Origin of the sequence: Pantoea sp. 18059, from assembly GCF_902706165.1 — a bacterium.
Lineage (GTDB): Bacteria > Pseudomonadota > Gammaproteobacteria > Enterobacterales > Enterobacteriaceae > Pantoea > Pantoea agglomerans.
Genome location: NZ_CACSJS010000001.1, coordinates 1,412,781 through 1,439,571 on the forward strand (window position 1 = coordinate 1,412,781; position 26,791 = coordinate 1,439,571).

The window sequence follows — 26,791 nt, forward strand, 5'->3', positions numbered from 1 at the left end:
GTGGTGACATAAAAAAGGCGCGACAGCGGTCGCGCCCGTAATCGATCTTATTTCACGAACTGAGACAGATTTTCTTTATCAACCGGCACGTAAGGAACGCGGACGATCTTATCAACCATCTTGAAGTTTGTTCCGTCGGTGGCGGCTTTGCCGTTAGCCAGATTGTTGGCAATATCCAGCGTTGCTTTCGCCTGGTTTTCCGCATCGTTCAGCACGGTACCGGCCAGCGCACCGGATTTCACCAGCGCCAGCGCTTCTGGCAGTGCATCGACGCCGAAGACCGGGATTGAGGTCATGTTGTGCGCTTTCAGCGCTTCAACCGCACCCATTGCCATCGCATCGTTGTTGGCAATCACCACTTCGATTTTTTTGGCATTCGGGCCTGACAGCCACGCATCCATCTTATCTTTGGCCTGCGCGGTATCCCACATTGCAGTATCCATCGCTAACTGCTGGGTTTTCAGACCATCTTTGTTCAGGGTATCGATCACATATTTGGTACGGGCTTCTGCATCAGGATGGCCCGGCTCGCCTTTCAGCAGCACGAACTGAATCTGACCATCTTTGTTCAGATCCCACGCGGGTGTGGCTTTCCAGTGCTTCTCAATCAGCTGACCCTGAATGATGCCTGACTCTTTAGAGTCGGTACCGACATAGTAAGCTTTGTCATAACCGGCCAGCACTTTGGCGTTAGGTTCTTTGTTGAAGAAGACCACCGGCACGTCGTTGGCACGCGCTTTGTCTACTACAACCGCAGCCGCAGCCGGGTCAACCAGGTTAATCGCCAGCGCTTTCACGCCTTTTGCCATCAGCACGTCAATCTGATCGTTCTGTTTGGACTGGTCGTTCTGTGAATCATTCATCAGCAACTGCACGCCACCGATCGCTTTCGCTTCTTTCTCGATGTCTTTGCGCACCATTGACATGAAGTTGTCATCATATTTGTAAATGGTCACGCCGATACGGGTGTCAGCTGCGTGAGCGGTTGCACCAAACATCATGCTGGCAACCAGTGCTGTAAGCGTGAAAACCTTCTTATTCATGGTATCTCCGGTTTTATTATGCAGGGTCTTTTTAGCGCTACCGCGCCATACAGGCGGGAGAGCAATCGGTAAAACAGATCGGCGCGTCGGTTAACGTAATGAGAATGTTAAGCCATTGAACACCGTCTAAAACCTGACTTCCCTGTGCCAGAATGCTTCCATGAAGAGGGTATAAACCCTTTAACCGGCTACTGAGACCACAACTGATGCCGTTACACTGGCGTTACATAATGTTTCAGTCCGGTAAGACGCTGCCATCATAGTGAGAGCAATGTTAATTAACTGTGAATGTAATCACAGATTGAAAACGGTTACATGGCTGAATCGCCTGAATTAGTGACGGACTCCACATTTTGCCGCTGCGCCACCGAATGACGCCGCACCAGCGTTGGCATAAAGATGTGCGTTGCCGTGTCATCCAGCAGTCCGGCTGCGCCCTGCAGCGCCAGTTCAGTGGCGATTTTTGCCATAGATACAATGGGATAGCGCACAGTGGTTAACTGCGGATCGGTGTAACGGGAAATGGGGATGTCATCAAAGCCAATGACAGAAAAATGCTGTGGCACCTGGATGCCGTTGTCTTTCAGCGCAGTGAGTGCACCAGCCGCCATGCCGTCGTTATAGGCAAACACCGCACTGAGGTTGAGATTGCGTCCCAGCAGTTCTACCATCGCCGCTTCGCCGCCCTGCATATCGGGCTCTGCGCTGGCTATCCAGCTCTCCTGGGGCCGGATGCCCTGCTCTGCCATCGCCTGAATCCACCCTTCACGGCGCTGCGCCACATCTTCGATGGGATGGCTGGAACAAAGGTATCCAATCCGGCTATGCCCCTGCTGTAGCAGGGTTCGTGAAGCCATCAATGCACCCGTGACGTTATCCAGACTGACACTGCGGTGTTCAAATCCGGGCACGATGCGGTTAATCACCACCATGCCCGGAACGTGGCGCATGAAATCCGCCAGCTCAGCGTCAGGCAGCGTTTTCGCGTGCACCACCAGGGCGCTGCAACGCTGACGAATCAGCACTTCAATGGCATGACGCTCTTTCTCTTCCTGATGCCAGGAGTTGCTGATTAACACATGTTTGTGCACACGCTGCGCCACGGTATCCACCGCTTTAACCAGTGCACCGAAGAAGGGATCCGAAACATCCATCACCACCACGCCAATGGTGTCACTGACCTGCGTCGCCAGCGCCTGCGCATTGGCGTTGGGGCGATAGCCCAGCGCTTCCACCGCCTGTAACACGGCGTCGCGGGTGTCAGAGGTGACGGCGCTGCTCTGATTGAGGACGCGCGACACGGTCGCCACCGACACGCCAGCCTGACGGGCAACATCACGAATTGTTATCATGCAGCAGTTCCACAAAGGAAAAATAAGGCATCACGCCGGGTTGAACACCGGCGCTATTTTGTCAGGGGCAGGAGGCGTACAGCGTGAATTGCGTCACATCAATGAAAACGGTTACATACAATTCTGTAACCTTTGTGATGGCGGTCATTATCTGGCGTTGTCAGTGATGCGCGATTTACCGGCTGAGATCAGCGTGAGCCGCCGCCACAGCCACTCCAGCGGACCCTGTGCGAAGAAATGTAACCAGATGAGTGAAAAGAGGATATTGATAAGCCAGACCGCAGGCACCATCAGCACCAGCTCCAGCCGGGTGAAGTGCATATAGAAGCCGAAGCGATAGAACAGCGTGGTGCAGATCAGCGACTGCAGCAGATAGTTGGTCAGCGCCATGCGGCCCACGCACTGAATGGCATAGCTGATGCGCCAGCGCGCTATCTGCGGCCAGTAAGCCAGACAGAGCGCGGCATAGCCCAGGCTAATCAGCGGGCTGGCGAGATCGCGCGGGGCTTGCAGATAAAAAGCGGTCCAGCGGAATTCCCAATGTAACAGCCATTGCGCTGCCACACCGGCCACCGCAATTAACAACCCCATCGTCAGCAGCAGCGCCGCCGCCTGACGGTAATGTTGCACTGAAAACTCGCCGATCAGCCAGCCACTGCGCAGCAGTGCGCCACCGATCATCATCAGGCCCGCCAGCTGCCAGCCATACTGCGCCGCCAGCGCCATCAATCCTGACGAGAGATGATCCAGCCGGTTCTGTATCGCTTCCCAGCCGCCGGTCAGTTTCCAGTACTGTTCATATTGCAGATCGGCAGCACCTGGCAGCCAGGATCGGGTCGGTTCAGGATCGGAGATTGACCCAAACACCAGCAGAACGCCACAGCCCACCAGGTAGAGCAGAATGCCGGTATTCATCAGGCTGCGTGTGGAAGGGACATCGCGCAACACCCGCCAGACCACCAGTCCGATAATGCCGTAGTCCAGCAGGATATCGCCCTCCCAGAGAAAGACGCCGTGCAGAAAACCGATCAGCACCAGCAGTGAGAGCCGGGCAGTCAGCCAGCGACTGCCGCGTGGCAGCTGCATTTGCAGACCTGCGCCAAACAGCAGCGCAAACAGGGTGAGGAATTTGAGCTGGGCAAAGGCGTCAGAGATCGCCCATGTCCAGACATCGGACAGGCTGACGCTGCCCTGCCATGCCGGATTAAGGTAGGCGGCAGAAGGCAGGCCAAAGCCGACAATATTGAGCAGCAGAATGCCGAGAATGGCACATCCACGAATGAAATCCAGCGCGTGATAGCGTTGCATGCGGCACCTGCACCATTGAGGCGGGCAACGTTATGCGCCCGCCGTAGACTCAACTATGGCGCACCGCGCGCAAAAATTCCTGGCGGGTATTCTGGCTGGACTTGAACAGGCCACCCAGAGAGGTCGTCGTGGTGGCACTGGTGGCATCTTTTACGCCACGCGCTTTCACGCAGTAATGCACCGCATCAATAGAAACAGCCACATTGTTGGTGCCCAGCAGCGTCTGCAGTGCGACCAGAACCTGCTGCGTCAGACGCTCCTGCACCTGCGGGCGCTGGGCGAAGAACTGCACGATACGGTTGATTTTCGACAGGCCAATCACCTTTTCTTTGGGAATGTAGGCGACGGTCGCTTTGCCATCGATGATCACAAAGTGGTGTTCACAGGTGCTGGTCAGCGTGATATCACGCACGGTCACCATCTCATCAACCTTCATTTTATTCTCAATGACGGTGATTTTCGGGAAGTTGGCGTAGTCGAGACCGGAAAAGACTTCATCCACATACATTTTGGCGATGCGATGCGGCGTTTCCATCAGGCTGTCATCTTCAAGATCCAGATTCAGCAGCTGCATAATCTCGGTCATGTGCCCGGCAATCAGACTTTTACGTGTGTTGTCATCTATATCGCGCGTCGGTGCACGTAACGGCGTTTCCAGTCCACGCGCCAGCAGCGCTTCGTGAACCAGGGCAGCTTCCTGACTTAGGGTGCTCATCTTACTCTTCTCCGGCTGGTGTTACGCCCGCCAGCTTTTGCCAGCGGGCCCTGTAATCAGGCGCGTATTGTGAAACTTTCTTTGCGGGGAATCCAGCAATCAATCAGATTGGTGATGAAAGCTTTTCACCCGGTTCGCCGCCACACCAGCAGGCCGGCCCAGACCAGGCTAACCCCTGCAACCCACAGGGCAGGCTCCAGCCGATGTAACAGGGCTGTGGAGAGAAAAGAGAGCAGCGGGCCGACCAGCTGCCCGATAGCATAGCCGGTGGTCAGCAGGCCAGCCATGTAGCGCAGATGATTGGGTGCCAGCTCACGGGCGCAGAGCAGCGACAGCTGCACCACGCTGAGGAAACCGCCCCCCACCAGCAGCGCACCGGCCAGCAGGCCGCTAAAGCCTGGCAGCAGCGCCGCGGCAAATACGCCCAGCGCCTGCGCCCACAGCACCAGAGCCAGGCGGACGTGGCTGTGCCCCCAGCGCCGCGTCAGGATCCCCAGCAGGATGCCGATCATCGCCGCGCCGCCAAAAATCGGCCAGACAAACTGCGCGAAGATGCCGTCAGGAAACCGCGTGGCGGCCATCTGCGACAAAAAGGTGGCGGGCAGAATGTAGCCAAAGCCCGCCAGACTGTAACTCAGTACCAGCCGTTTAAGGTTGCGATCCAGCACCAGCGGCTCGGGTGCCTGATCCGGGCGATGCAGTTCGCCCCGACGCGGCAGATTACGGGTAATCAGCGCAATCAGCAGCAGCGCCAGCGCACCATAAGCGGCCCAGGCCAGACCGGCAGAAACCTGCAATGTGTGCAGCGCTACCCCCAGCAGACCGCTGACAAAAATGCCGCAGCCTGGCCCGGCAAAAACGGCCGCTGACAGCCCTGCCCGTCCATGGCGATGCAGCTGTTCATTGCTCCAGGCCGCCACCAGCACCATCGCCCAGCCGCTGGCCCAGCCAATCAGAAAGCGGATTGCGCCGTGCAGCCACGGTCCGCTGGCGAATGCTGAGAGCAGGGTCAGGATCACCGCGCCCCATACGCCCGCCTGCAATCGCAGCTCAACCCGCCGGTGTGCGCGCATGGCATCAAATGAGCCACACAGATAGCCAAGATAGTTAAGTGCCGCCACCAGGCTGGCACTGGTGAGTGTCAGCTGGTGTGCCTGAATCATCAGCGGCACCTGGGGCGTGAAAGCAAACCGGCCAATGCCCATCGCGACAAATAAGGTTAAAAACGCGCTGAGCGCGACGCGTAACGCCATTGCTGAACTCCTGTTGTTCTGCCCTGAGATCTCTTCTGACTTGCTAACAGCATGCAGGATGATTAAACTCACGGAAAGTGAATAATTTTAACCAACTTGCTTACAGGAAGAGAAGATATGGATTTAGTTCAGCTGCGTATGTTCTGTTCCGTCGCCGAAACGGGTTCACTGGCGCGCGCAGCAGAACAGCTGCATCGCGTCCCCTCTAATCTCACCACGCGGTTGCGCCAGCTGGAAGAAGAATTAGGTGTGGATCTCTTTATTCGTGAGAAACAGCGCATTCGCCTGTCACCAATGGGCCATAATTTTCTGAATTATGCGCAGCGTATCCTGGCATTAAGTGAAGAAGCGATGAGCATGACCCGCACCGGTGAACCGGCGGGCAACTTTGCGCTGGGCTCAATGGAGAGCACCGCGGCGACGCGTCTGCCCGGCCTGCTCGCCGCCTATCACCAGCGCTTCCCCAAAGTAGCGCTGTCGCTGATTACCGGCACCTCGGGCGAAATCATCGATCGGGTGCGTGAAGGCACCCTGGCGGCCGCGCTGGTGGATGGCCCGGTCTCCCATGACGATCTCAATGGCTGCATCGCCTTTCGCGAAGAGATGATACTGATCACCGGCCTCGATCATGCGCCAATCGCCACCGCGCGCGACGTGCAGGACGATACCCTGTTTGCCTTTCGCAACAGCTGCTCTTACCGGGTGAAGCTGGAGAGCTGGTATCGGGACAGCCAGACTGCACCCAACAGTGTGATGGAGATTCAGTCCTATCACGCCATGCTGGCCTGCGTGGCAGGCGGTGCGGGCGTAGCGATGATCCCGGCCTCGGTGCTGAAGCAGATGGCGGATCGGTCACGGGTGCAGGCGCATACGTTACCTCCCGCTTATCGCGACACCGCCACCTGGCTGATGTGGCGACGCGACGCCTTTACGCCGAATGTTGAAGCACTGAAGTACCTGATTATTGAACAATTTGACGATCGTCCGCTCAACGATGAGCTGATTTACCCATTACAGGCGGCGGAATAAGCGTTCCACGCTATGTTTAAGAGCCTGACCCACCAGGCTTTGAATCATCACGACCACCCGGCGCCACTGCGCGTCACAATCTGACTGGAAGAGGGATTGCATGAATATGATCAAAACCCGTGCCGCTGTTGCCTGGGCTGCTGGCGAACCGCTGAAAATCGAAGAAGTTGATTTAATGCCACCGCAGAAAGGTGAAGTGCTGGTGCGTATCGTCGCGACCGGCGTCTGTCATACCGACGCCTACACCCTGTCCGGCACCGACCCGGAAGGCGTTTTCCCGGCGATTCTTGGCCATGAAGGCGGCGGCATCGTCGAAGCCGTGGGCGAAGGCGTGACCAGCGTTGAAGTGGGTGACCACGTCATTCCACTCTACACGCCGGAGTGTGGCAAATGTAAATATTGTCTTTCAGGCAAAACTAACCTCTGCCAGGCGATCCGTACCACGCAGGGTAAAGGCCTGATGCCGGATGGCACCACCCGTTTCTTTAAAGATGGCAAACCCATTTTCCACTATATGGGCACCTCAACCTTCTCTGAGTACACGGTAATTCCGGAGATCTCGCTGGCGAAAATCAGTAAAGAAGCGCCGCTGGAAGAGGTTTGTCTGCTGGGCTGTGGCGTGACCACTGGCATGGGCGCGGTGATGAACACCGCCAAAGTGAAAGAAGGCGACACCGTGGCGATTTTCGGTCTCGGCGGCATTGGCCTCTCTGCGGTCATCGGCGCGAAGATGGCGAAAGCGGGCCGCATCATTGCCATCGACCTTAATACCAGTAAATTCGATCTGGCACGCAAACTGGGTGCCACCGATCTGATCAACCCGAAAGATTACGACAAGCCGATTCAGGATGTGATTGTCGAGCTGACCGACGGCGGCGTGGATTTCTCGTTTGAATGTATTGGTAACGTCAACGTGATGCGTTCCGCGCTGGAGTGCTGCCACAAAGGCTGGGGCGAGTCCGTGATTATCGGCGTCGCCGGTGCCGGTGAAGAGATCTCCACCCGTCCCTTCCAGCTGGTGACCGGTCGCGTCTGGCGCGGTTCCGCGTTTGGCGGCGTCAAAGGCCGCTCGCAGTTGCCTGGCATTGTGCAGGATTACCTCGACGGTAAATTTGCGCTGAACGACTTCATCACTCACACCATGCCGCTGGAAGAGATCAACGACGCCTTTGATTTGATGCACGAAGGAAAATCGATTCGCTCGGTCGTGCACTTTAACAAGTAATCAGGAGGCGTTATGGCATCCACTCTGGAGCTACTGGAAGAACACCGTATTTTTGGCGGCTGGCAGCAGCGCTGGCGTCATCAGTCTTTGCTGCTGAATTGCCCGATGACCTTCAGCATCTATCTGCCTGGGCCGCACGGTGATGCGCCGCCGCCGGTGGTCTGGTTTCTGGCCGGGCTGACCTGTAACGATGAAAACTTCACCAGCAAAGCCGGCGCACAGCGGGTTGCAGCGGAACTGGGTCTGGTGCTGATTATGCCGGACACCAGCCCGCGCGGCGAAGGGGTTGCGAATGATGAAGGATACGATCTGGGTCAGGGCGCGGGATTTTATCTCAATGCCACCCAACAGCCCTGGGCCAGCCATTTCCGCATGTTCGATTATCTGAGCAACGAGTTACCCGCCCTGATTGCGGATAACTTCAAGGTCAGTGAACGTCAGTCGATTATGGGTCACTCGATGGGCGGACACGGCGCGCTGATGCTGGCGCTGCGTCTGGGTAACCGCTTTGCCTCGGCTTCCGCTTTTGCACCGATTGTGAATCCGATGCAGGTACCCTGGGGCCAGAAAGCGTTTCAGGCCTATCTGGGCGACGATCGTGCAACGTGGCGGGAATATGACAGCTGCCAGCTGATGGCGGAGGTGTCGCATCGGCTGCCAATGCTGATCGATCAGGGCGACAGCGATCAGTTCCTGGCCGATCAGCTGCAACCGGAGCGGTTACAAGAGGTCGCGAATGAGGTGGGTTTCCCGCTGACGTTGCGCATTCAGCCAGGTTATGACCATAGCTACTTCTTTATAGCCAGCTTTGTGGAAGATCATCTGCGCTTCCATGCGCAGCATCTGCTGGCGTAAACAATCAGGGCCGCAATCGCGGCCCTGAACTTTTATGCCTGCTCTGCTGGCTAACGCTCTGTCACAGAGCCAGCGTCCTGCCAGCCTGCCCTGTAAAAATTTCTTTCTCAGAACAGTGATGCTCAGCGCCCTACCGGACGCCTCCTCAATATCAGACCAGTGCCGGGCCGGTCAGCCCGTCGATCATCACCTGCGGGATACCACGCGAGCAGTGTTCGATACGACCATCGACGCCATACACCTTTGCCAGAGTGGCAGGCGTGATCACCTTATCCGGCTGCCCTTCCGCCACCAGCGCGCCCTGCTTCAGCATCAGCGCATGTTGCGCATGACGCAGTGCAATATTGATGTCATGCACCACTACCACCGTCACGATGTTACGCTGAGCGGTTTCGCGCCGCACCAGATCCATCACGTGAAACTGGTAGTTGAGATCCAGCGCGCTCAGCGGTTCATCCAGCAGCAGCAGCTTAGGGCGACGGATCAGTGACTGCGCCAGCCCGACCAGCTGTTTCTGTCCGCCGGAGAGCTGATCGAGATATCGCATCGCCAGATGGGCAATGCCCAGCTGCTCCAGCAGATGCATGATTTCCGCTTCGCTGCTGGCGCTGTGCAGACCACCGGAGGCACGCTGCGCCACGATGATCGACTCCAGCACATGCAGATGCACGCCCGCAGGCAGCGACTGCGGCAGATAAACCACGTTCTTCGCCCGCCGGGCAAACGGCTGGGTCATGAGATCCTCACCGTTGAGCCACATCTCGCCCTGGCCTTTGTTCAGCCCGGCCAGTGCACGCAGCAGCGTCGATTTACCACAGCCATTCGGCCCCAGCAGCACGGTGATCTCGCCGCGCGGCAGCGGCGCGATATTAAGATTATCAATGACTTTATTTTTTGGGTACCCGGCACTGAAGCCGCGTAACGTCAGACCCTGTTTCATCATACCGTCCCCCGATGACGCAGAATAATACTCAGGAAGAACGGCACGCCAATCAGTGAGGTGACAATGCCAACCGGGATGATTACACCGGGGAGCAGGTTTTTCGAGGCGACCGACGCCAGCGACAGCACCAGCGCGCCGACCAGCGCACTGGCGGGCAAATAGAAACGGTGATCTTCACCAAACATCATGCGGGCGATATGGGGAGCGACCAGCCCAATGAAACCGATCGGGCCGACAAACGCGACCGCCAGGGCAGAGAGGATGCTGATGCGCAGTAAGGTAGTCAGACGCAGACGACGCACATCAATGCCAAAGCTTACCGCGCGGTCTTCGCCCAGACGCAGCGCCGTCAACTTCCAGCTGCTCATCATGGAAAACGGCACCAGAATGGCCAGCGCCACGCTCAGCACGCCCAGCTTCTCCCAGGAGGCGCGCGCCAGGCTGCCCATGGTCCAGAACACCAGGCCCTGCAGGGTATCTTCGCTGGCGATGAACTGCATCATGGATACCAGGGCGTTAAAGGTGAAGACCAGCGCGATACCGAACAGCACCACGCCCGCCGAAGAGACCTGAGTCCAGCGGGTCACGGCATCCAGCATCAGCGCGGCAAACAGAGCAAAGACAAAGGCGTTGGCAGAAATTAACCACTGATCGGGAATGCCGGGAATACCCACGCCGAGGATGATGGCCAGCGCGGCGCCAAACGCCGCCGCCGATGAGACACCGAGGGTAAACGGACTGGCCAGCGGGTTATTCAGGATGGTCTGCATTTCTGCGCCCGCCAGACCCAGCGACAGCCCCACCACCAGCGCCATCAGCGCATAGGGCAGACGAATGTCCCAGACAATGACGCGCGTGCCGGCATCGACGCTCTCGGGGCTGAGCAGCGTATTCCACAGCGTTTCAAGTGAGAGTCCCGCCGGACCCAGCGTGAAGTCGAGGATCAGCGAGGCGAGTATCGCCAGCAGCAGCACGCCAATCCAGATTAAGCGGCGGCGCAGCACCTGATGATAGTTCTGCATGGTGTGGTGAAGCGTCTCTTCCCCCGCCAGCAGCGAAGTTTCGGTAGTCATGTTTGAACCCTGTGTGGCTATCACGTCAGAAAACGCAGCCACAATAGTGCAGGTGATAATAATTATCAATTCGAGAACATAAGCGAGACGTGAAAAAACAGTAAAAAACGGTGTTGCAGGCAGGAGAATGGCTCAGGGAGCCTGCGCCTTTCGCAAAGACGCAAAACCCGCCATCCCTGGCGGGTTTTGTGCGGGCGATTACGCAGAGTTAATCTTTGTGAACCGGAAACTCCATTTCGCTGTACTTAACGAAACGGCTGCCGCGCGTCAGCTTGTAGCCGAACCAGATAATCAGGAACAGCGGAATGCCGATGTAGGTTGCCGCCACGCCGTACCAGTCGATGCTGTCGTTGAGGAATGCCTGGTAGTTCTGACCCAGCGTGATGATCAGGCAGAGCACAAAGGCGAAAATCGGACCCAGCGGGAAGAAGCCGGAACGGTAAGGCAGATCGTTCAGGTCACGTCCCTGGGCGACATAGCCCCGACGAAAGCGATAGTGACTGATGGCAATACCCAGCCAGGCGATAAACCCGGTCATGCCTGAAGTATTCAGCAGCCACAGATAGACTTCCTGATTACCAAATTTTGAGGTCAGGAAGCACAGTCCGGCCACCACGGTAGTGGCCCAAAGGGCATTACGCGGAACGCCGCCTTTAGAGAGCTTCGCGAAAATCCGTGGCGCTTTACCTTCGCTGGCCAGGTTATAAAGCATACGCGTTGACGCATACATCCCGGAGTTACCCGCTGACAGCACAGCCGTCAGGATCACCGCATTCATGACGGCGGCGGCAGAGAGCAGACCGGCATTCTGGAACACCAGGGTGAACGGGCTGACGCTGATATCGTCGATATCATTGTGCAGCAACTGCGGATCGGTGTATGGCAGGATCAGGCTGATAATCAGGATAGCGAACACATAGAACAGCAGAATACGCCAGAAAATCTGCCGCACAGCGCGCGGAATATTTTTCGCCGGATCTTCAGATTCGCCCGCCGCGATACCGATCAGCTCGGTGCCCTGGAAGGAGAATCCCACAATCATCGCCACCCCAATCATCGCCGCAAAGCCGCCCGCAAACGGCGCGTCGCCCACCTGCCAGTTCTGCCAGCCCGCATGTTCAGCACCGCGCATAATGCCGGTGATCATCAGCACGCCAACGATGATAAAGATAATCACGGTGGCCACTTTAATCAGCGAGAACCAGTATTCCGCCTCGCCAAAGCCTTTGACCGAAATGTAGTTGAGCAGGAACATCAGCCCCAGGAACAGCGCGCTCCAGATCCAGCCAGGCGTGTCGGGGAACCAGTAGTTCATCACCAGCTGGGACGCCACCAGGTCAACCGCGATGGTCACCGCCCAGTTGTACCAGTAGTTCCAGCCGAGTGCGAAACCAAAGCCCTCTTCGACATATTTTGCGCCGTAGGTGGCGAAGGAACCCGATACCGGCATGAACGCAGCCAGTTCGCCGAGGCTGGTCATCAGGAAGTAGACCATCAGGCCGATGAGGATATAGGAGAGCAGTGCTCCGCCGGGGCCAGCCTGAGCGATGGTGGCACCGGAGGCGACAAACAGGCCGGTACCAATGGAGCCGCCGATGGCGATCATCGTCAGGTGACGGGCTTTTAACGCACGTCGTAATGCAGGTTGTTGTGTTGTATTTGAGTCATTATGCATGTGTTAACGCTACGCTGGGTAAAAATGAGGCGCGATTGTAGCAGCCAGATCGCCTCTGTATAGCGAATGCCAACCTGTTATTAGTTAACTTCATGATCGCGCCGGAATTATTAGTAATTACTCGCGACAATAGGAAAAAAACCGCGTCAGTGCTTTGGAAATATGCTTCTGCCGGTGATGGATGCGATAGAGCGTGCGGATGAGACGCGGCAGCGGAATCGTCAGTTCAACCAGCGTGCCCGCCTCCAGCAGATCGGCAATCACCCGGCGCGAAAGACAGCTGATGCCCATGCCGTGCCGCACCGCATGTTTAATCGCCTCGGAATTGCCCAGCTCCATGCCCAGCTGAAAACTCGGCAGATGCGACAGCAGCAGATAATCGACAATTTCACGGGTGCCGGAGCCGCGTTCGCGCAGGATCCACGGGGCGTCAGCCAGGGTTTGCAGCGTCACCGGCTGTTGCAGAATCGCCGCATCTGGCGCGGCAAACACCACCAGCTCATCTTCGAGCCAGGGTTCACTGACCAGCTCGGTCATATGGCACGGCCCTTCAATCAATCCGACATCGACGCGGAAATCGCAAACCGCCTGAATCACATCCTGACTGTTGCCGACACTCAGCTCCAGCGGCAGGCGGGGAAAATCGCGACGATAAGCGGCCATCATGCCTGGCAGCAGATAGTTCCCTATGGTGCTACTGGCAAAAATGCGGATCGCGCCGTTATCCTCTTTAAACAGCTGCTCGATTTCGCCCGCCTGCTCCAGCAGCCCTACTGCACGGGGATAGAGCAGCCGTCCATGCTCATTCAGCACCAGCCGTTTGCCGACCCGGTCAAACAGTTGCACGCCGAGCTGACTCTCCAGATCGGCCAGCGCTGCACTCACCGCCGACTGCGACAGCGCCAGCAGTTGCGAAGCCTGAGTGGTGGAACCGCTCTTAAGCACTTCGGTGAAAACTTCAATTTGCCGCAGCGTAATGTGCATCGTTGCCTCTTAACTCAGTGACTGCCTGACCAGGTAAATGATTAATGCCAGCCAGATCAGCCCTATCGCCACCAGCCAGCCTGCAATCTTTTTGCCACGCGAACGTTGAGACTGCGCCCGCTCGCTGCTGCTGATGCGCACCTCTCGCGGCAGTAAACGCAGCAGCACCATGACGCCCGTCGGGATAATCACCGCGTCATCCAGCAGACCGACAAAGGGGATCACATCAGGAATGATATCGATCGGGCTGATGCCATAGGCGACCAGCCCCAGCATCCCCAGCTTGTTCCACCAGGGTGTGCGGGGATCGCGGAAGGCAAACCCCAGCACAAACACATCTCTTTTGATCAGCGTCGCCCAGCGGCGCAGACGCGAAACTATCATGATTGCTGCCTTATCGTTTATTCTGGTTAATTATAAATATATTATCAATTTCACTTTTAAGCCAGTCGCCGTCATGATCGGGTCTCAACCAGGAGGAGTGACCACCATGACTGAACTGAGCATCGCTAAACCGCATCATCCCGTTCCGCTCTGGATCCCGGGTCTGCTGCTGACCGCCGTGATTGCCGGGGCAGCCAGCTGGCTGGCGCAGCAGCCGATGATTGCCGCCCTGGGGCTGGGTTCACTGACTCTGGCGATTATGCTGGGCATCCTGGTCGGTAACAGCATCTATTCGCCGCTGGCGTCACGCTGCGACAACGGCGTGCTGCTGGCTAAGCAGAAACTGCTGCGGCTGGGGATCATCCTGTTTGGCTTTCGCATCACTTTACAACAAATCGCTGACGTCGGTTTCAGCGGCATCCTGATTGATGCGCTGACCCTGACCAGTACCTTCCTGATAACCTGCCTGCTGGGCATGCGGCTGCTGAAGCTGGATCGCGATACCGTCTGGCTGATTGGTGCGGGCAGCAGTATCTGCGGTGCTGCGGCTGTACTGGCGACCGAGCCGGTAGTGAAAGCCGCGCCGTCGAAAGTTGCGGTGGCTATCGCGACCGTGGTGCTGTTCGGCACGCTGGCGATCTTTATCTATCCGCTGCTGTGGCCGCTGGCGCATGAGCTGTTCCCGGATCTCAGTGCATCGCAGTTCGGGGTTTTTACCGGCTCAACCATCCATGAAGTGGCGCAGGTGGTGGCCGCCGGACACAGCATCAGCCCGGAAGCTGAGAACAGTGCGGTCATTGCCAAAATGCTGCGGGTAATGATGCTGGCTCCCTTTCTGCTCTGCCTGAGCGCCGTGATACGCGGCAAACGTCAAGGAAGCAACGCGCGCCAGGCTGTGACATTTCCCTGGTTCGCCCTGCTGTTTATTGCCGTCGCACTGTTTAACTCGCTGCAGCTGCTGCCTGCCGCGGTGGTGACCACGCTGAATCAGCTGGCGGGTCTGCTGCTGGCGATGGCGATGGCGGCGCTGGGATTGACCACCCGTTTCGGGGCATTGCGTGAGGCAGGCGTTAAACCGCTGCTGCTGGGTGCGATGGTGTTTGTCTGGTTAATCGCGGGCGGCGGTGCAATCAATCTGCTGGTGCAACATTTCATGGGCTAGCGGCATCGGGTATCATGCCGTCTCATCCGTGCACAGCCCCAGGAGAAAGGCATGAAATATATTGGCGCACACGTGAGTGCGGCAGGTGGCGTGGATCAGGCAGTGATCCGCGCCCATGAAATAGAAGCCACCGCCTTCGCGCTCTTTACTAAAAATCAACGTCAGTGGAAGGCTGCCCCGCTCTCGACTGAGGTGATTGATGCTTTTCGCGCCGCCTGCGAGACGTACAAATTCGGTCCGCAGCAAATCCTGCCGCACGACAGTTTCCTGATAAACCTGGGTCATCCGGTTGAAGAGGCGCTGGAGAAATCCCGCGCCGCTTTTATTGATGAGCTGCGACGTGCCGACCAGCTCGGCCTGACTTTGCTGAACTTCCATCCGGGCAGCCATCTGCATCAGATTGATGAGGAGGCCTGTCTGAAGCGGATTGCGGAGTCGATCAACATCGCTCTCGACCAGAGCCAGAACGTCACCGCCGTCATTGAGAATACCGCCGGTCAGGGCAGTAATCTGGGTTTCCGCTTCGAGCATCTCGCCACCATTATTGAGCATGTTGAAGATAAGTCGCGTGTCGGTGTCTGTATTGATACCTGCCATGCGTTTGCTGGTGGCTATGATCTGCGTACCGAAGCGGATTGCGAAGCGACCTTCGCCGAGTTTGAGCGCATTGTCGGCTTTAACTATCTGCGCGGCATGCACCTTAACGATGCCAAAAGCGCCTTCGACAGTCGCGTTGACCGCCATCACAGCCTGGGTGAAGGCAATATCGGCAAAACAGCGTTTAGCTGGCTGATGAAAGATCCGCGGTTTGATGGCATCCCGTTGATTCTGGAAACCATTAATCCCGATATCTGGAAAGATGAGATTGCCTGGCTGAAAGCCGAACAGCAGGGATAGAAAAGGGAGCCAGCTGGCTTAATGCTGGTCAGTTAAGATTAGATTTGTAAAGGCTGTCACGGTCAAACGTGGCAGCTTTTTTGTCAGTGCGAGCGAGCCGCAGTGCGGGCCTGAGCAGGCCGGTGGCGATCAGGAGCAGGCAATCCGCAGCGCTGAACAGAATGAGTCTGCCAGGAGAGCCCGCAGGACGCGGGCGAAAGGCGGGGCGGCACAGGATGTGCCATCCCCGGCGGTCCGTCAGGCAGGCGAATGAAGTGAAGGAACCGCGCAGCGGCGCGAGGACCGCCAGCCCCTGAGCGGCACCAGACTGCGTTATCACCTGTCGCTTAACTGGCTGGCATGCTCCCTTTTCGTTTAGAGAGAACGCTGGCTCAGGGAGCATACGCCTTCCGTAAAGACGCAAAAAAACGCCATCCCTGGCAGGCGCAGCGCGGGCGATTACGCACCTCATCCCTGAGGTGCGCCCGCAGCCGGGCCAACGCTTTGCGTTGTTCAAAAACGCTCCCGGCTTTTTGTCCATGGCCCGCGATGCTTTACTCCAGTCGTATGCTCCCGTCGCTTTGACTTCGGGAACCGTCTGTAAAAGCAAACAGGGAGCCATCCGGCTCCCTGTTATTTTCACTTCAGCAGATTATGCACTTCTGCAAATCAGGCTTTCGCCAGCTGCTCTTCCGGACGTTTCAGTACCGCATAGCTCAGACCCGCAATCGCGGTGCCGATGATAATCGCCATCAGATAGCCGATAACCGGGGTAATCGCGCCAGGGATCAGCAGTACGAACAGTCCACCGTGCGGAGCCATCAGTTTTGCGCCAATTGCCATGGAGATCGCGCCGGTGGTTGCACCGCCAACGATACAGCAAGGCAGAACGCGCATCGGGTCTCGGGCGGCAAACGGAATCGCGCCTTCAGAGATAAAGCAGAGACCCAGAACCAGTGCCGCTTTACCACCTTCCTGCTGACCTTTATTGAATTTACGACGGGCAACCAGCGTCGCCAGCCCCATCGCCAGCGGTGGCACCATACCGGCTGCCATAATGGCTGCCATTGGCGCATAGGTCTGCGAACTCAGTAACCCGACGCCAAACGCGTAAGCCACTTTGTTTACCGGACCGCCCATATCGGTACACATCATGCCGCCCAGAATGGCACCCAGCAGGACCGCATTCGCCGTTCCCATGTTGGCCAGCCAGTGCGTCAGGCCGTTCATGATGCCAGCAACCGGTTTACCCACTACGTAGATCATCAGCAGACCGGTGATCAGACTGGCGAACAGGGGAATAATCAGTATCGGTTTCAGCGCTTCCATACTCTGCGGCAGTTTAACTTTGCCGCTGATCAGCTTCGCCGCATAACCGGCAATAAAGCCCGCGATAATACCGCCTAAGAAACCTGCGTTAATGCTGGTGGCGATCATACCGCCAATCAGACCCGGCGTCAGACCCGGACGATCAGCGATGGAGAAGGCGATAAAGCCCGCCAGCACCGGCACCATCAGGGCAAAGGCGCTGCCACCACCAATTTGCATCAGCGCCGCAGCCAGCGTGCCCTGCTCTTTAAACGCCGTGATACCAAAGGCAAACGACAGCGCGATGCTCAGACCACCTGCGACCACCATCGGCAGCATGTAAGAAACACCGGTCAGCAGGTGACGATAAGCCCCTGCTCCGCCTTTCTTCTCTTCTTCACTGCTATTGTTCTGTCCGCCAGCCGCCGCTTTATACGGCTTCGCTTCTGCTACCGCTTTATCCAGCTCCTGCGCGGTTTTCTTCAGCGCCAGACCGGTTGAGGTACGGTACATCGGCTTACCGGCAAATTTCGCCAGGTCGACTTCGATATCAGCTGCGACGATCACCAGATCGGCGGCAGCGACTTCTTCCGGAGTGATCGCATTACCGGCACCCACTGAACCACGGGTTTCAACTTTCACCCACCAGCCGCGACGGGTCGCTTCAGCCTGAATGGCCTCGGCAGCCATAAAGGTATGCGCCACGCCGGTCGGACAGGCGGTCACCGCGACGACGCGTTTCTGCGCGCCAGCCTGAGCCGGTGCAGCAGGTGCGCCTGCTTCAGGTGTTGCTACCGCAGCCGGTGCCTGCCAGGTTTTCGCTTCTGCTTTCGCGCGGTTCAGGAAGGTTTCTGGCTCACGTACTGCCAGCTGGATATCGCCCAGCCAGACCGCTTTGCCGTTCAGCGCCGCATCGTCCGGCACGTTTTTGCCCAGCACAATCGCCAGCTCAGCGTCGGCAGGATTATCAGTCAGGGTCAGGCCCGCCGCAGCGGCGGCAGCCGCCAGACGCTGTTGTGCCATATATGCGGAAGCCAGTCCCAGTGTAGGGTCTTTAATCAGCAGCGTTTTCATTATCGCTCTCCTGCTGTCAGTTAACGGGTTGTAAGTCGACGCGCGCCATCATTGCGGCCAACTGAGTACGATCGGAAACGCCAACATTGCTCTGGCTGACGGCCATCGCCGCCACGGCAGTCGCAAGACGCAGCGTGTGTTCGCTGGATTCGCGCATCAGCAGGCCATAAATCAGTCCACCAACCATTGAGTCGCCTGCACCCACGGTGCTGACCACTTCGCACACCGGCGGTTTAGCGATCCATTCGCCAGAAGCGTTGACCCACAGAGCACCTTCTGCGCCCAGCGAAATCACCACATGGGCGATACCCTGCTCGCGCAGTTCGTGCGCAGCGCCAATCACATCCTGCAGGGTTGGCAGTTTGCGACCGGCCCAGATTTCCAGCTCACGTCGGTTAGGTTTAACCAGCCACGGTGCCGCCTTCAGTCCTGCCACCAGCGCCTCGCGGCTGCTGTCAAAGATGATGCATGGGCAGTGGGTGCGAAGTTCGGTCATCCAGCGGGTAAAGGCATCGTGGTCGACGCCCTCAGGCAGGCTACCGCTGACGCAGACCATATCGAACTGGCCCAGCCAGGTCAGAGAATCGGTAGTAAAACGATCCCAGTCCTGCGCCGTCACCTGAAAACCGGAGAAATTCAGATCGGTGACGTCACCGGTCTGTTCAGTGAGTTTAACGTTGATACGGGTACGGCCAGGCACGACATGGAAACGGTTGGCTATGCCCAGCTCACTGAACAACTGCTGGAAACCGTCCTGATTCTCTTTCCCCATGAAGCCACCGACGGTGACATCGATACCCAGATCCTTAAGTACTTTGGCTACGTTGATGCCCTTGCCCGCAGCATGCAGCCCGGTGGTTTTCACCAGGTTAACTTCGCCACGTTCAATTTCAGGGGTATATCCCACCAGGTCATACGCCGGGTTCAGCGTAATGGTGGCGACGCGTCTGCTCATGATGCCCCCTCACCCAGACCACTGGTGATCGCTTCTTCAATCGCGTTCAGCGCCTGCTGTGCATCTTCACCGCTGGCGGTGAAGCGCAGGCGATGGCCTTTCTTCACGCCCAGCGCAACCACTTTCATCAGGCTACGGCCATTAGCGGGTTTGCCGCTGCCGTCGAGATTGGTCACGGTAATGTCGCTGTTGAACTGCTTGATCACGCTAACCAGCGCCGTGCCCGGACGGGCATGCAGGCCGTGTTCGTTGCGAATAGTAAATTCAGCCGTCAGCACGTCAGCCTGCTCATCGACTTCGCTGGTGAGCAGTGCGTAAACGCCTGCAGCATCCGCTTTCAACAGACGATCCGCTTTGCCCTGCTGCAGCAAGGCGCTGAGGTAACCCAACACTTCCAGCGGACGTTCATCGGTCGCCGAAACGCTGATTAACATCGCAGCCGATTCGCCCTGATGGTCGAAGGCATGTTCAGCGCGGCTGATAGCCACGCCGCTGCGCAGGTTGCCGAGGCTGCTGTCGCTGAGCCAGATACCCTGACCCAGATTCAGCGGAGGCGTTGAAACCACGTCTGCGACGTAGCTGGCATCCACCACACCAGCGGACTGCAGCCGACCGGCGTTCATCGCCTGTAAGGTGATCAGATCGCTGGCAGCCACGTTGAGCGTGATTAATGAGGTGTCGAAGCTGAATTCAGCGGCTTGTTTCTCGCCCATCAGCAACGCACGAAGATCTTCAGCAGAGGCGGTTTTTAGCTGTTCTGCAATGGTGTCATCGCTCAGCACATGGGTCAGCTGACGCAGCAGCGCCAGATGTTCATCCGACTTAGCGGCAATCCCGATGGCAACATAGGCTGTCTGATCGTCACCCCAGGCAATGCCCTGCGGAAACTGGAAAACCTGAACGCCTGTTTTCAGCACCAGATCGCGGGTATCGGTGGTGCCATGAGGGATTGCGATGCCGTTGCCAAGAAAGGTTGAGGTTTGCTGTTCGCGCGCCAGCATGCCGTTGACGTACCCTTCGGTCACATTGCCCGCCGCGGTTAACGCGGCAGCAACCTGACGAATGGCCTCTTCTTTATTCTGGGCGCTGGCTCCGGTATGGATGGCCTGCAATTCGAGCTGGAACATAATTCTCCTCGCTTGCTGAGATTGAATCGTTTCAGCTAGTGGGAAAGATTTTACGCCATGCTGAGGAAAACAGATGGCGCAGTCACCGCTGAAACGTTTCAGGGATTGTGGTACAGCCGCTTTCACCAGGCAAGAAAATGCGCAAACGGCGTAGCAGATTTTTGACGTTACGCACATTTCGGGCAGGTTTAGCGGATTAGCGGACGAACAGGCTGACGCTGCTGCTGTAAAGTGAGAATGGGTGGACCGAAAAACTTCAGCAGCGTCAGCGCCTGATGGCGCGGTATCCGCTTCGGTTTACAGCAGATACGTTTGCAATTGGTAGATGCATTCTGCGCACGTCTTGATGCTGTGCTTTCATGGGATCGCGCAGCGGTAGATGCAACTACTGAAATCAAAGCGGCGCTGGCTGCTGCCGGAACGCCCATTGGTCCCAACGACACCGCGATTGCCGGGCATGCCATTGCGGCCAGGGCTATTCTGGTGACCAATAACACACGCGAGTTTGAACGGGTACCCGGATTGCAGCTGGAAGAGTAGGTCAGCTAACCGCTGACGCGGGATTAAATCCAAGCGGTGGGAGAGTTCTCAGGCACGAGTGCTGGCTTCAAGCTCAATCAGGTAGGTCATGGCTGAGGTACGGTCTGTAAGACACATATCAACTGAAGGTTGCAGACTTCCACATACTTTCGGCCTTAAATCTGAACCGAAAATCATGCACAAATTTTCATCCGATAACTGAATGCATCGGACATTCGCGGGTTTACCCTGCGGCATTCCGGGGATGGGACTGGAGATTGACGGCGCGATGCAGCAGGCACCACAATCAATACGACACTGCATTAACACCTCTCACGCGACCTTCAGGATACAACAGACAGTAACAGAACCTCAGAGGGAGCGACACCACCCCCTTCAGCTCTTAACTTCCTGCTTAAATCGTTCACTGTCACCCATGTCAGAAATCGGTGAAGAGATAGAGGGCGCTGTACAACAGGCACCGCCCTGGCTACGGCATTGCATGCTGTGCTCAGGCAGAGAAAGTCGCGGCGACAATAGCAGTCCGGGGCGGCAATTGCCATGAAAGCCGCGGCCTGAGACAAAATTTCACGCCGGTGATATTGCCAGTTTTCATCGGCGCGAGTAACGTTGCGCGCACTTCACTCTCAAGATAGCGAGAACAGCAATGCCAAAAGCCAATGAAATCAAAAAAGGGATGGCCGTCACGCACAACGGTAAACTGCTGCTGGTTAAAGATATTGATGTCCAGAGCCCCAGCGCACGCGGTGCCGCCACCCTGTATAAAATGCGCTTTACCGATGTCCGCACCGGCTTAAAAGTGGAAGAGCGCTTTAAAGGCGACGAGATTATTGATGCAATTTCGCTCAGCCGTCGCAGCGTGACCTTCTCTTATATAGATGGTGACGAATATATTTTTATGGATGATGAGGATTACACCCCCTACTCCTTTAAACAGGAGCAGATTGAAGAAGAGCTGCTGTTTATCCCTGAAGGCGGTATCCCTGGCATTCACGTGCTGACGATGGAAGGTCAGGTGCTGGCGCTGGAACTGCCACAAACCGTGGATATGGAGATTGTGGATACTTCACCAGGCATTAAAGGTGCTTCTGCCAGCGCTCGCACCAAACCCGCCGGTATGAGTACAGGCCTCTCGATTCAGGTACCGGAATACCTCAGCAACGGTGACCGCATCCGCATCCACATTGCTGAACGCCGCTATATGGGCCGTGCAGACTAAATCAGAAGCCTGCTGCCGATCGTGATAGTGTTATATTATTACATTATCACGTTATTCCCCGGCAGGAGTCACCCCCATGACACGCGTTAATCTGATTACCGGTTTTTTGGGCAGCGGCAAAACCACGCTGCTCTGCCATCTGCTGGCTGCCAGGCCGTCCGGGGAAAACTGGGCGGTGCTGGTTAATGAATTTGGCGAGATCGGGATCGACGGCGCCCTGCTGGCCGATAGCGGTGCCACGCTGAAAGAGATCCCCGGCGGCTGCCTGTGCTGTGTGAATGGCCTGCCGATGCAGGTCGGGCTGAATATGCTGCTGAAGAGTAAACCCGATCGGCTGCTGATCGAGCCAACCGGCCTGGGCCATCCTCGTCAGGTGCTGGAGATGTTGAGTGCGCCCGTCTATCAGTCGTGGCTGCAACTGAATGCCACACTAACGCTGCTGGATGCGCGTCAGCTGGCTGATCCTCGTATCGTTGCCAATGAAAACTTCCGCGATCAGCTGGCTGCCGCCGACCTTATTATCGCTAATAAGCGCGACTGCTGGGATCAGGCGGATCATCAGCGCCTGGCTGACTGGCAGCAGCAGATGCAGCCTGCGCGCCCTCTGATAGAGACAGAATTTGGTCAGATCCCCCTTTCCCTGCTGGATACACCCCGGCAGCCGCGCGAGCTTCCCGTGCCGCAGCACCATCATTCGTCGGGTCCCACCAGCGGTCTGGCGGCGTTGCGACTGAATGGCGAGGCGCGCTGGCGTCGGGCGCTGAACCACGGACAGGGCTATAGCGCCTGCGGCTGGCTGTTTGATGGTGATACGCTGTTCGACAGCGGCATGCTGCTGGAATGGGTTCGGCAGGCGCCGGTAGATCGCGTTAAAGGAGTGATGCGCACGAAAGAAGGCGCTCTGCGCATCAATCGCCAGGCAAATGAGCTGCAGAGTGAAACACTCCCCTCACCGCCATCCGATAGCCGCATTGAGATCATTCATTCTCAACAGGCTGACTGGAATCGTCTACAATCGGCATTGTTGAAGTGCCGTTTACGCTGACAGAGGTATTGTCGGCGGTTATTTTTAATAATAATGAGTTTAACTATGCGCGTAACTCGCCTTATTACTATCCTGCTGCTTAATGCACTGGGCGTGGTGCTATTTCTGTCATGGTATCTGCCCCCGGAACATGGCTTCTGGTTCGGCGTCGATAAATCTATTTTCTTTGGCTTCAATAGCCAGATGGTGACCCATCCGCTGTTCGCGCTGATCGTCGCTATCACGAATTACCGTGGTTTTGATGCGGTGTCATTGCTGGCGATGGGTCTGCTTTACCTGTCGATCTGGCGGCGCGAAACGCCACAGGCGCAGCGCCGGATGCTGGCAATCGGCATCACCATGCTGCTGACCGCCGTCGTTCTCAATCAGCTGGGCCATTTATTGCCGGTTAAACACTCCAGTCCGACACTGTTCTTCGAAAACGTGCATCGCGTCAGTGAACTGACCGGTATTCCCGCTAAAGATGCTTCAAAAGATAGCTTCCCCGGCGACCACGGTATGATGCTGATCATTTTCGCCTGCTTTATCTGGCGTTATTTTGGTTTCAGCCGCTTTTTAATTGCCACGGCTATTGTGGTGATATTTTCACTGCCACGCATCATGGCCGGTGCGCACTGGTTTACCGATGTTGCCGTCGGTTCAATGTCGGTGGTATTAGTGGGTCTGAGCTGGTGGCTATTAACGCCAGCCAGTGACGTATTGGTTAACTGGTTTTATCGCAAATTGCCGGGTAAATATAAGCCCGTGACGTAAATGTTAAGCGCGGGCGATTTAAACCCCTGGTTTGAACCGCCCGTGCTTATAAAAAACACCCCATCACTATTAGCCTGCTAATTAAATTCACGAAAAGAAAAGGTTATGACCCAGCTGGCAGGTTAAATAGTCGCCAATATCCTCTGTCAATAAAGAAAACTCTAAAAATAGCGGCTATGCCCCGAATTAGCCCCCCTTTAACTCCCTGTTCTCACCATCATTTGACCACAATTGTAGCTAAAGTAGTCAGTGTGTTACGGTTTGATTTCACATCAAAAAAACCTATATGAAATTGATTAAAAGCACTCGCCACGGCGTCTGTAATCAGTTAACCTCAGTCGCAGTGAGGCAAAAGCGGCAGAAAATTCGGATTTTTTACCGTTAAAATGTGTCCATTAACACATTTTAGTAATTAAGGATTTGTCTTAGTCTGTTTCGCTTATTAATCTCCCTGTTTTGTCATCTGGCTGGCGACAATCTTGTCGTAAGGAAATCGAAGGAAAACCCGAATAATGGTCAAGTCTCAACCAATACTGAGATATATCTTGCGGATCGTGCCCGCAGTGGCGCTGGCAACACTCCTCTCAGCTTGTAGCAGTACCCATAGCAGTCAAAACGCGAATAACGAGAATCATGAAGTTAACAACCACAATGGTTTTTTACTTCAGGCGTCTCAGGATGAGTTTGAAGAAATGGTGCGTAATGTCGACGTTAAGTCGCGCATCATGGAACAATACGCCGTCTGGAAAGGTGTGCGCTATCGCCTCGGTGGCGATACTAAACGCGGGATCGATTGTTCCGCCTTTGTACAACGCACCTTCCGCGATCAGTTTGGCTTAGAATTACCGCGTTCTACCTCTCAGCAGCAGGACACCGGTAAAGAGATTACCCGCAGTAAACTGCGTCCCGGCGATCTGGTGATGTTCCGTGCAGGCTCTACGGGCCGTCACGTTGGCATCTATCTTGGCAACGATAACTTCGTTCATGCCTCGACCAGCAGTGGCGTGATGATCTCCAGTCTGAATGATGATTACTGGAAAAAGCGCTACCGTGAAGGACGCCGTGTATTAAGTCGTAACCCGACCTGATAACCACTTTCGATCTTCTCTCAGCCAGAGAACATGAAACGCTGCTTATGCAGCGTTTTTTTTCGCCTTTAATCATTTTTACCAGCAGTTATATAAGATAAAAGCATTCTGACTCAGATTAATAGCAAGACATTTCCCGCCGTCTCGTTATATTCTCGGTCGCTTAAACCGAAGCCGTCGTGCGCAATAACATAATAATAATTTGATTAGGGGAAGCTCCTCATGCCACTGTCGGGGGCGCTACGGCGCCATGCCACCTATCCTCGCCGTATCGCATGGAGTAGTGCGATGGCTGGCGGCTTATTCTTTCTGTTATTTGCTGCCCTCTCGCTTCACCAGACCTGGCAGAAGCGCGAACGACAGCATCAGCAACTGCTGGAGAACAGCCGCACGGCATTGCAGCAAACGCTCTCCAGCCTGATTAACAGTACTCTCAGTCCCCTGCTTCCGTTTACCCACACTGCCTGCAATACCATCAATCGTGAACTTACCTCACGCGCCGCCTTTGCCGGAAATCTTCGTGCCATCCTGCTGGTTAAAGAAGGTAATGCCTTTTGCTCCTCGGCCACCGGCAGTTTTAATCTGCCGCTCAATGTAATTGCGCCCCTGAGTGATATTTCGCGTGATATCGATCTGCAGCTGATGCCGGGCACGCCGTTGCAGCCCAATAAACCGGCGCTGGCGTTGTGGATCAAAAATCCCGGCAGCCTGCAGTCAGGCGTTTTCGCGACGCTGAATATTACCCTGGCACCCTATCAGCTGCTGGCGTCCGGGCATCCGGAAATCACCGGTATGGCACTGGTGGCACAACGCAGTGCCTTAACCAGCTGGCAATCCGTCGTCATGCAGAATAAAAACCTGCCGACGCCGCTGCACCGGCAGGCGCTGACAGGCTATCCGCTGCAGTTTGTGTTGTACGGTTCCACTCTGGCGTTCAGCGATTATCAGAATATCCTGCTGAGCGGCCTGCTACTGTCGCTGCTGGTTTCAGGCGCTTGCTGGCTGCTGTTGTCGGTTTATCAGCGCCCTGGTAAAGAGCTGATTCGGGGCATGAAGCGCGGTGAATTTCACGTCGAATATCAGCCGCTGGTCACCTCCCATGATGGTCAGCCGTATGGGATGGAAGCGTTACTGCGCTGGACCCACCCGACGAAAGGCCCGATTCCGCCCGATGTGTTTATTCACTATGCCGAGGCGCAGAACCTGATTATTCCCCTGACCCGACATCTGTTTCAGCTGGTTTCCCGTGATGCCCACCTGCTGTGTCATACCATTCCCCGTCATGCCTGCCTCAGCCTCAACATTTCGCCCCTGCATCTGGCTGACAGCGGTTTCCGTCAGGATGTGCTGCGCTGGCTTGATACTATGCCTGCAGACCACTTTACTTACGTGTTTGAGATCACCGAGCGAGCCATGGTGCGCGACGAAAACGTCGGAGAACTGTTTGACTGGTTGCATCAGCAGCAGATCCATATCGCCATTGATGATTTCGGTACCGGTCACAGCGCGCTGATCTATCTGGAACGTTATGACTTTGATTATCTGAAAATCGATCGCGGCTTTGTTCAGAGCATCGGTACGGATAGCCTGACCTCGCCGGTGCTCGATACCGTGCTGCAGCTGGCGAAGAAGCTGAACCTGAAAAGTGTGGCCGAAGGGGTAGAAACCGGCGAGCAGGCTGCCTGGCTGATTAACCGCGGTGTGACCCATCTGCAGGGTTACATCTTTAGCCGTCCGCTGCGGCCGGAAACGCTGATAGACTATTTCCGGCGTCATAACGCCTGACACTACCTGGCCCGAACTGC

General features: G+C 56.3%; 24 protein-coding genes and 1 pseudogene. 11 read left to right on the forward strand and 14 right to left on the reverse strand.

Annotated features, from left to right (window positions below):
* Window positions 1-47: 47 nt before the first annotated feature.
* From mglB to GVJ63_RS06625, 5 genes are all read right to left on the reverse strand, one after another.
* Complete coding sequence (gene mglB, locus GVJ63_RS06605) at window positions 48-1,043, reverse strand: galactose/glucose ABC transporter substrate-binding protein MglB (protein WP_010248252.1); 996 nt, start codon at window positions 1,041-1,043, stop codon at window positions 48-50.
* 311 nt (window positions 1,044-1,354) lie between these two features.
* On the reverse strand, window positions 1,355-2,395 hold the full coding sequence (gene galS / locus GVJ63_RS06610) for an HTH-type transcriptional regulator GalS (RefSeq protein WP_022625039.1): 1,041 nt from the start codon (window positions 2,393-2,395) through the stop codon (window positions 1,355-1,357).
* Window positions 2,396-2,542: 147 nt separating this feature from the next.
* Window positions 2,543-3,703 (reverse strand): DUF418 domain-containing protein YeiB, encoded by a 1,161-nt coding sequence (gene yeiB / locus GVJ63_RS06615; protein WP_159226593.1) that lies wholly within the window; start codon window positions 3,701-3,703, stop codon window positions 2,543-2,545.
* A 49-nt stretch (window positions 3,704-3,752) separates the two neighbouring features.
* Window positions 3,753-4,418: a GTP cyclohydrolase I FolE gene (gene folE / locus GVJ63_RS06620; protein WP_010248259.1), complete on the reverse strand. Its 666-nt coding sequence runs from the start codon at window positions 4,416-4,418 to the stop codon at window positions 3,753-3,755.
* 125 nt (window positions 4,419-4,543) lie between these two features.
* The gene (locus tag GVJ63_RS06625; RefSeq protein ID WP_010671002.1) at window positions 4,544-5,671 is read right to left on the reverse strand and encodes a YbfB/YjiJ family MFS transporter; all 1,128 of its coding nucleotides are present in this window, start codon (window positions 5,669-5,671) and stop codon (window positions 4,544-4,546) included.
* 117 nt (window positions 5,672-5,788) lie between these two features.
* Here GVJ63_RS06625 and GVJ63_RS06630 point away from each other — a divergent pair, with 117 nt between their 5' ends.
* The 3 genes from GVJ63_RS06630 to fghA all read left to right on the forward strand — a co-directional run bounded on the left by GVJ63_RS06630 (window position 5,789) and on the right by fghA (window position 8,780).
* Entirely contained in the window at window positions 5,789-6,700 is a 912-nt protein-coding gene (locus tag GVJ63_RS06630; protein ID WP_010248266.1) for a LysR family transcriptional regulator, read from the forward strand.
* Window positions 6,701-6,800: 100 nt separating this feature from the next.
* On the forward strand, window positions 6,801-7,925 hold the full coding sequence (locus GVJ63_RS06635; RefSeq protein ID WP_010248270.1) for an S-(hydroxymethyl)glutathione dehydrogenase/class III alcohol dehydrogenase: 1,125 nt from the start codon (window positions 6,801-6,803) through the stop codon (window positions 7,923-7,925).
* A gap of 12 nt (window positions 7,926-7,937) precedes the next feature.
* Window positions 7,938-8,780: an S-formylglutathione hydrolase gene (fghA, locus tag GVJ63_RS06640; RefSeq protein ID WP_033778753.1), complete on the forward strand. Its 843-nt coding sequence runs from the start codon at window positions 7,938-7,940 to the stop codon at window positions 8,778-8,780.
* 151 nt (window positions 8,781-8,931) lie between these two features.
* Here the strand turns inward: fghA and GVJ63_RS06645 are convergent, their stop codons facing one another.
* The 5 genes from GVJ63_RS06645 to GVJ63_RS06665 all read right to left on the reverse strand — a co-directional run bounded on the left by GVJ63_RS06645 (window position 8,932) and on the right by GVJ63_RS06665 (window position 13,839).
* Entirely contained in the window at window positions 8,932-9,720 is a 789-nt protein-coding gene (locus tag GVJ63_RS06645) for an ABC transporter ATP-binding protein (protein WP_033758742.1), read from the reverse strand.
* On the reverse strand, window positions 9,720-10,796 hold the full coding sequence (locus GVJ63_RS06650; protein WP_010248280.1) for an iron ABC transporter permease: 1,077 nt from the start codon (window positions 10,794-10,796) through the stop codon (window positions 9,720-9,722). The genes GVJ63_RS06645 and GVJ63_RS06650 overlap by 1 nt, the downstream gene beginning before the upstream one ends.
* A 208-nt stretch (window positions 10,797-11,004) precedes the next feature.
* Window positions 11,005-12,471 carry an amino acid permease gene (locus GVJ63_RS06655; protein WP_022625044.1) on the reverse strand — a complete coding sequence of 489 codons (1,467 nt, stop codon included), beginning with the start codon at window positions 12,469-12,471 and terminating at the stop codon, window positions 11,005-11,007.
* Window positions 12,472-12,588: 117 nt separating this feature from the next.
* The gene (yieE, locus tag GVJ63_RS06660) at window positions 12,589-13,455 is read right to left on the reverse strand and encodes a DNA-binding transcriptional regulator YeiE (RefSeq protein ID WP_159226594.1); all 867 of its coding nucleotides are present in this window, start codon (window positions 13,453-13,455) and stop codon (window positions 12,589-12,591) included.
* A gap of 9 nt (window positions 13,456-13,464) precedes the next feature.
* On the reverse strand, window positions 13,465-13,839 hold the full coding sequence (locus GVJ63_RS06665) for a YkvA family protein (RefSeq protein ID WP_010248287.1): 375 nt from the start codon (window positions 13,837-13,839) through the stop codon (window positions 13,465-13,467).
* A gap of 106 nt (window positions 13,840-13,945) precedes the next feature.
* Between GVJ63_RS06665 and GVJ63_RS06670 the strand changes: the two genes are divergently transcribed.
* Both GVJ63_RS06670 and nfo read left to right on the forward strand, forming a co-directional pair.
* Window positions 13,946-15,001, forward strand: a complete 1,056-nt coding sequence (locus GVJ63_RS06670; RefSeq protein ID WP_052272103.1) for a YeiH family protein — start codon at window positions 13,946-13,948, stop codon at window positions 14,999-15,001.
* Window positions 15,002-15,052: 51 nt separating this feature from the next.
* A complete protein-coding gene (gene nfo, locus GVJ63_RS06675; RefSeq protein WP_010671008.1) occupies window positions 15,053-15,898 on the forward strand; it encodes a deoxyribonuclease IV in 846 nt (281 codons plus the stop codon).
* A gap of 648 nt (window positions 15,899-16,546) precedes the next feature.
* On the opposite strand, the gene fruA is transcribed toward nfo, so the two are convergent.
* From fruA to fruB, 3 genes are read right to left on the reverse strand one after another with little or no spacing between them, the layout of a single operon-like run.
* Window positions 16,547-18,259, reverse strand: a complete 1,713-nt coding sequence (fruA, locus tag GVJ63_RS06680; protein WP_159226595.1) for a PTS fructose transporter subunit IIBC — start codon at window positions 18,257-18,259, stop codon at window positions 16,547-16,549.
* Window positions 18,260-18,275: 16 nt separating this feature from the next.
* A complete protein-coding gene (gene fruK, locus GVJ63_RS06685) occupies window positions 18,276-19,214 on the reverse strand; it encodes a 1-phosphofructokinase (RefSeq protein WP_010248301.1) in 939 nt (312 codons plus the stop codon).
* The gene (gene fruB / locus GVJ63_RS06690; RefSeq protein ID WP_010248303.1) at window positions 19,211-20,341 is read right to left on the reverse strand and encodes a fused PTS fructose transporter subunit IIA/HPr protein; all 1,131 of its coding nucleotides are present in this window, start codon (window positions 20,339-20,341) and stop codon (window positions 19,211-19,213) included. The genes fruK and fruB overlap by 4 nt, the downstream gene beginning before the upstream one ends.
* Window positions 20,342-20,653: 312 nt before the next feature.
* Between fruB and GVJ63_RS06695 the strand changes: the two are divergent.
* Window positions 20,654-20,881, forward strand: a pseudogene (locus tag GVJ63_RS06695) (type II toxin-antitoxin system VapC family toxin); the annotation flags it as partial.
* A 48-nt stretch (window positions 20,882-20,929) separates the two neighbouring features.
* Here the strand turns inward: GVJ63_RS06695 and GVJ63_RS06700 are convergent.
* Window positions 20,930-21,184: a YkgJ family cysteine cluster protein gene (locus GVJ63_RS06700; protein ID WP_031292689.1), complete on the reverse strand. Its 255-nt coding sequence runs from the start codon at window positions 21,182-21,184 to the stop codon at window positions 20,930-20,932.
* 343 nt (window positions 21,185-21,527) lie between these two features.
* On the opposite strand from GVJ63_RS06700, the gene yeiP reads away from it, so the two are divergent.
* From yeiP to GVJ63_RS06725, 5 genes are all read left to right on the forward strand, one after another.
* Window positions 21,528-22,100 (forward strand): elongation factor P-like protein YeiP, encoded by a 573-nt coding sequence (yeiP, locus tag GVJ63_RS06705; protein ID WP_003854146.1) that lies wholly within the window; start codon window positions 21,528-21,530, stop codon window positions 22,098-22,100.
* A gap of 76 nt (window positions 22,101-22,176) precedes the next feature.
* Entirely contained in the window at window positions 22,177-23,145 is a 969-nt protein-coding gene (locus GVJ63_RS06710; protein ID WP_010671013.1) for a GTP-binding protein, read from the forward strand.
* A 45-nt stretch (window positions 23,146-23,190) separates the two neighbouring features.
* Window positions 23,191-23,898, forward strand: a complete 708-nt coding sequence (locus tag GVJ63_RS06715; protein WP_010671014.1) for a phosphatase PAP2 family protein — start codon at window positions 23,191-23,193, stop codon at window positions 23,896-23,898.
* A gap of 512 nt (window positions 23,899-24,410) precedes the next feature.
* On the forward strand, window positions 24,411-24,986 hold the full coding sequence (gene mepS / locus GVJ63_RS06720) for a bifunctional murein DD-endopeptidase/murein LD-carboxypeptidase (RefSeq protein WP_010248316.1): 576 nt from the start codon (window positions 24,411-24,413) through the stop codon (window positions 24,984-24,986).
* 222 nt (window positions 24,987-25,208) lie between these two features.
* Window positions 25,209-26,771, forward strand: a complete 1,563-nt coding sequence (locus GVJ63_RS06725) for a cyclic di-GMP phosphodiesterase (RefSeq protein ID WP_029519627.1) — start codon at window positions 25,209-25,211, stop codon at window positions 26,769-26,771.
* The last annotated feature ends 20 nt before the right edge of the window (window positions 26,772-26,791 follow it).

Excerpts from the sequence above, each read along its gene's own strand:
- mglB (WP_010248252.1), bottom strand. The coding sequence starts at position 1,043 with ATGAATAAGAAGGTTTTCACGCTTACAGCACTGGTTGCCAGCATGATG.
- galS (WP_022625039.1), bottom strand. The coding sequence starts at position 2,395 with ATGATAACAATTCGTGATGTTGCCCGTCAGGCTGGCGTGTCGGTGGCG.
- yeiB (WP_159226593.1), bottom strand. The coding sequence starts at position 3,703 with ATGCAACGCTATCACGCGCTGGATTTCATTCGTGGATGTGCCATTCTC.
- folE (WP_010248259.1), bottom strand. The coding sequence starts at position 4,418 with ATGAGCACCCTAAGTCAGGAAGCTGCCCTGGTTCACGAAGCGCTGCTG.
- GVJ63_RS06625 (WP_010671002.1), bottom strand. The coding sequence starts at position 5,671 with ATGGCGTTACGCGTCGCGCTCAGCGCGTTTTTAACCTTATTTGTCGCG.
- GVJ63_RS06630 (WP_010248266.1), top strand. The coding sequence starts at position 5,789 with ATGGATTTAGTTCAGCTGCGTATGTTCTGTTCCGTCGCCGAAACGGGT.
- GVJ63_RS06635 (WP_010248270.1), top strand. The coding sequence starts at position 6,801 with ATGAATATGATCAAAACCCGTGCCGCTGTTGCCTGGGCTGCTGGCGAA.
- fghA (WP_033778753.1), top strand. The coding sequence starts at position 7,938 with ATGGCATCCACTCTGGAGCTACTGGAAGAACACCGTATTTTTGGCGGC.
- GVJ63_RS06645 (WP_033758742.1), bottom strand. The coding sequence starts at position 9,720 with ATGAAACAGGGTCTGACGTTACGCGGCTTCAGTGCCGGGTACCCAAAA.
- GVJ63_RS06650 (WP_010248280.1), bottom strand. The coding sequence starts at position 10,796 with ATGACTACCGAAACTTCGCTGCTGGCGGGGGAAGAGACGCTTCACCAC.
- GVJ63_RS06655 (WP_022625044.1), bottom strand. The coding sequence starts at position 12,471 with ATGCATAATGACTCAAATACAACACAACAACCTGCATTACGACGTGCG.
- yieE (WP_159226594.1), bottom strand. The coding sequence starts at position 13,455 with ATGCACATTACGCTGCGGCAAATTGAAGTTTTCACCGAAGTGCTTAAG.
- GVJ63_RS06665 (WP_010248287.1), bottom strand. The coding sequence starts at position 13,839 with ATGATAGTTTCGCGTCTGCGCCGCTGGGCGACGCTGATCAAAAGAGAT.
- GVJ63_RS06670 (WP_052272103.1), top strand. The coding sequence starts at position 13,946 with ATGACTGAACTGAGCATCGCTAAACCGCATCATCCCGTTCCGCTCTGG.
- nfo (WP_010671008.1), top strand. The coding sequence starts at position 15,053 with ATGAAATATATTGGCGCACACGTGAGTGCGGCAGGTGGCGTGGATCAG.
- fruA (WP_159226595.1), bottom strand. The coding sequence starts at position 18,259 with ATGAAAACGCTGCTGATTAAAGACCCTACACTGGGACTGGCTTCCGCA.
- fruK (WP_010248301.1), bottom strand. The coding sequence starts at position 19,214 with ATGAGCAGACGCGTCGCCACCATTACGCTGAACCCGGCGTATGACCTG.
- fruB (WP_010248303.1), bottom strand. The coding sequence starts at position 20,341 with ATGTTCCAGCTCGAATTGCAGGCCATCCATACCGGAGCCAGCGCCCAG.
- GVJ63_RS06700 (WP_031292689.1), bottom strand. The coding sequence starts at position 21,184 with ATGCAGTGTCGTATTGATTGTGGTGCCTGCTGCATCGCGCCGTCAATC.
- yeiP (WP_003854146.1), top strand. The coding sequence starts at position 21,528 with ATGCCAAAAGCCAATGAAATCAAAAAAGGGATGGCCGTCACGCACAAC.
- GVJ63_RS06710 (WP_010671013.1), top strand. The coding sequence starts at position 22,177 with ATGACACGCGTTAATCTGATTACCGGTTTTTTGGGCAGCGGCAAAACC.
- GVJ63_RS06715 (WP_010671014.1), top strand. The coding sequence starts at position 23,191 with ATGCGCGTAACTCGCCTTATTACTATCCTGCTGCTTAATGCACTGGGC.
- mepS (WP_010248316.1), top strand. The coding sequence starts at position 24,411 with ATGGTCAAGTCTCAACCAATACTGAGATATATCTTGCGGATCGTGCCC.
- GVJ63_RS06725 (WP_029519627.1), top strand. The coding sequence starts at position 25,209 with ATGCCACTGTCGGGGGCGCTACGGCGCCATGCCACCTATCCTCGCCGT.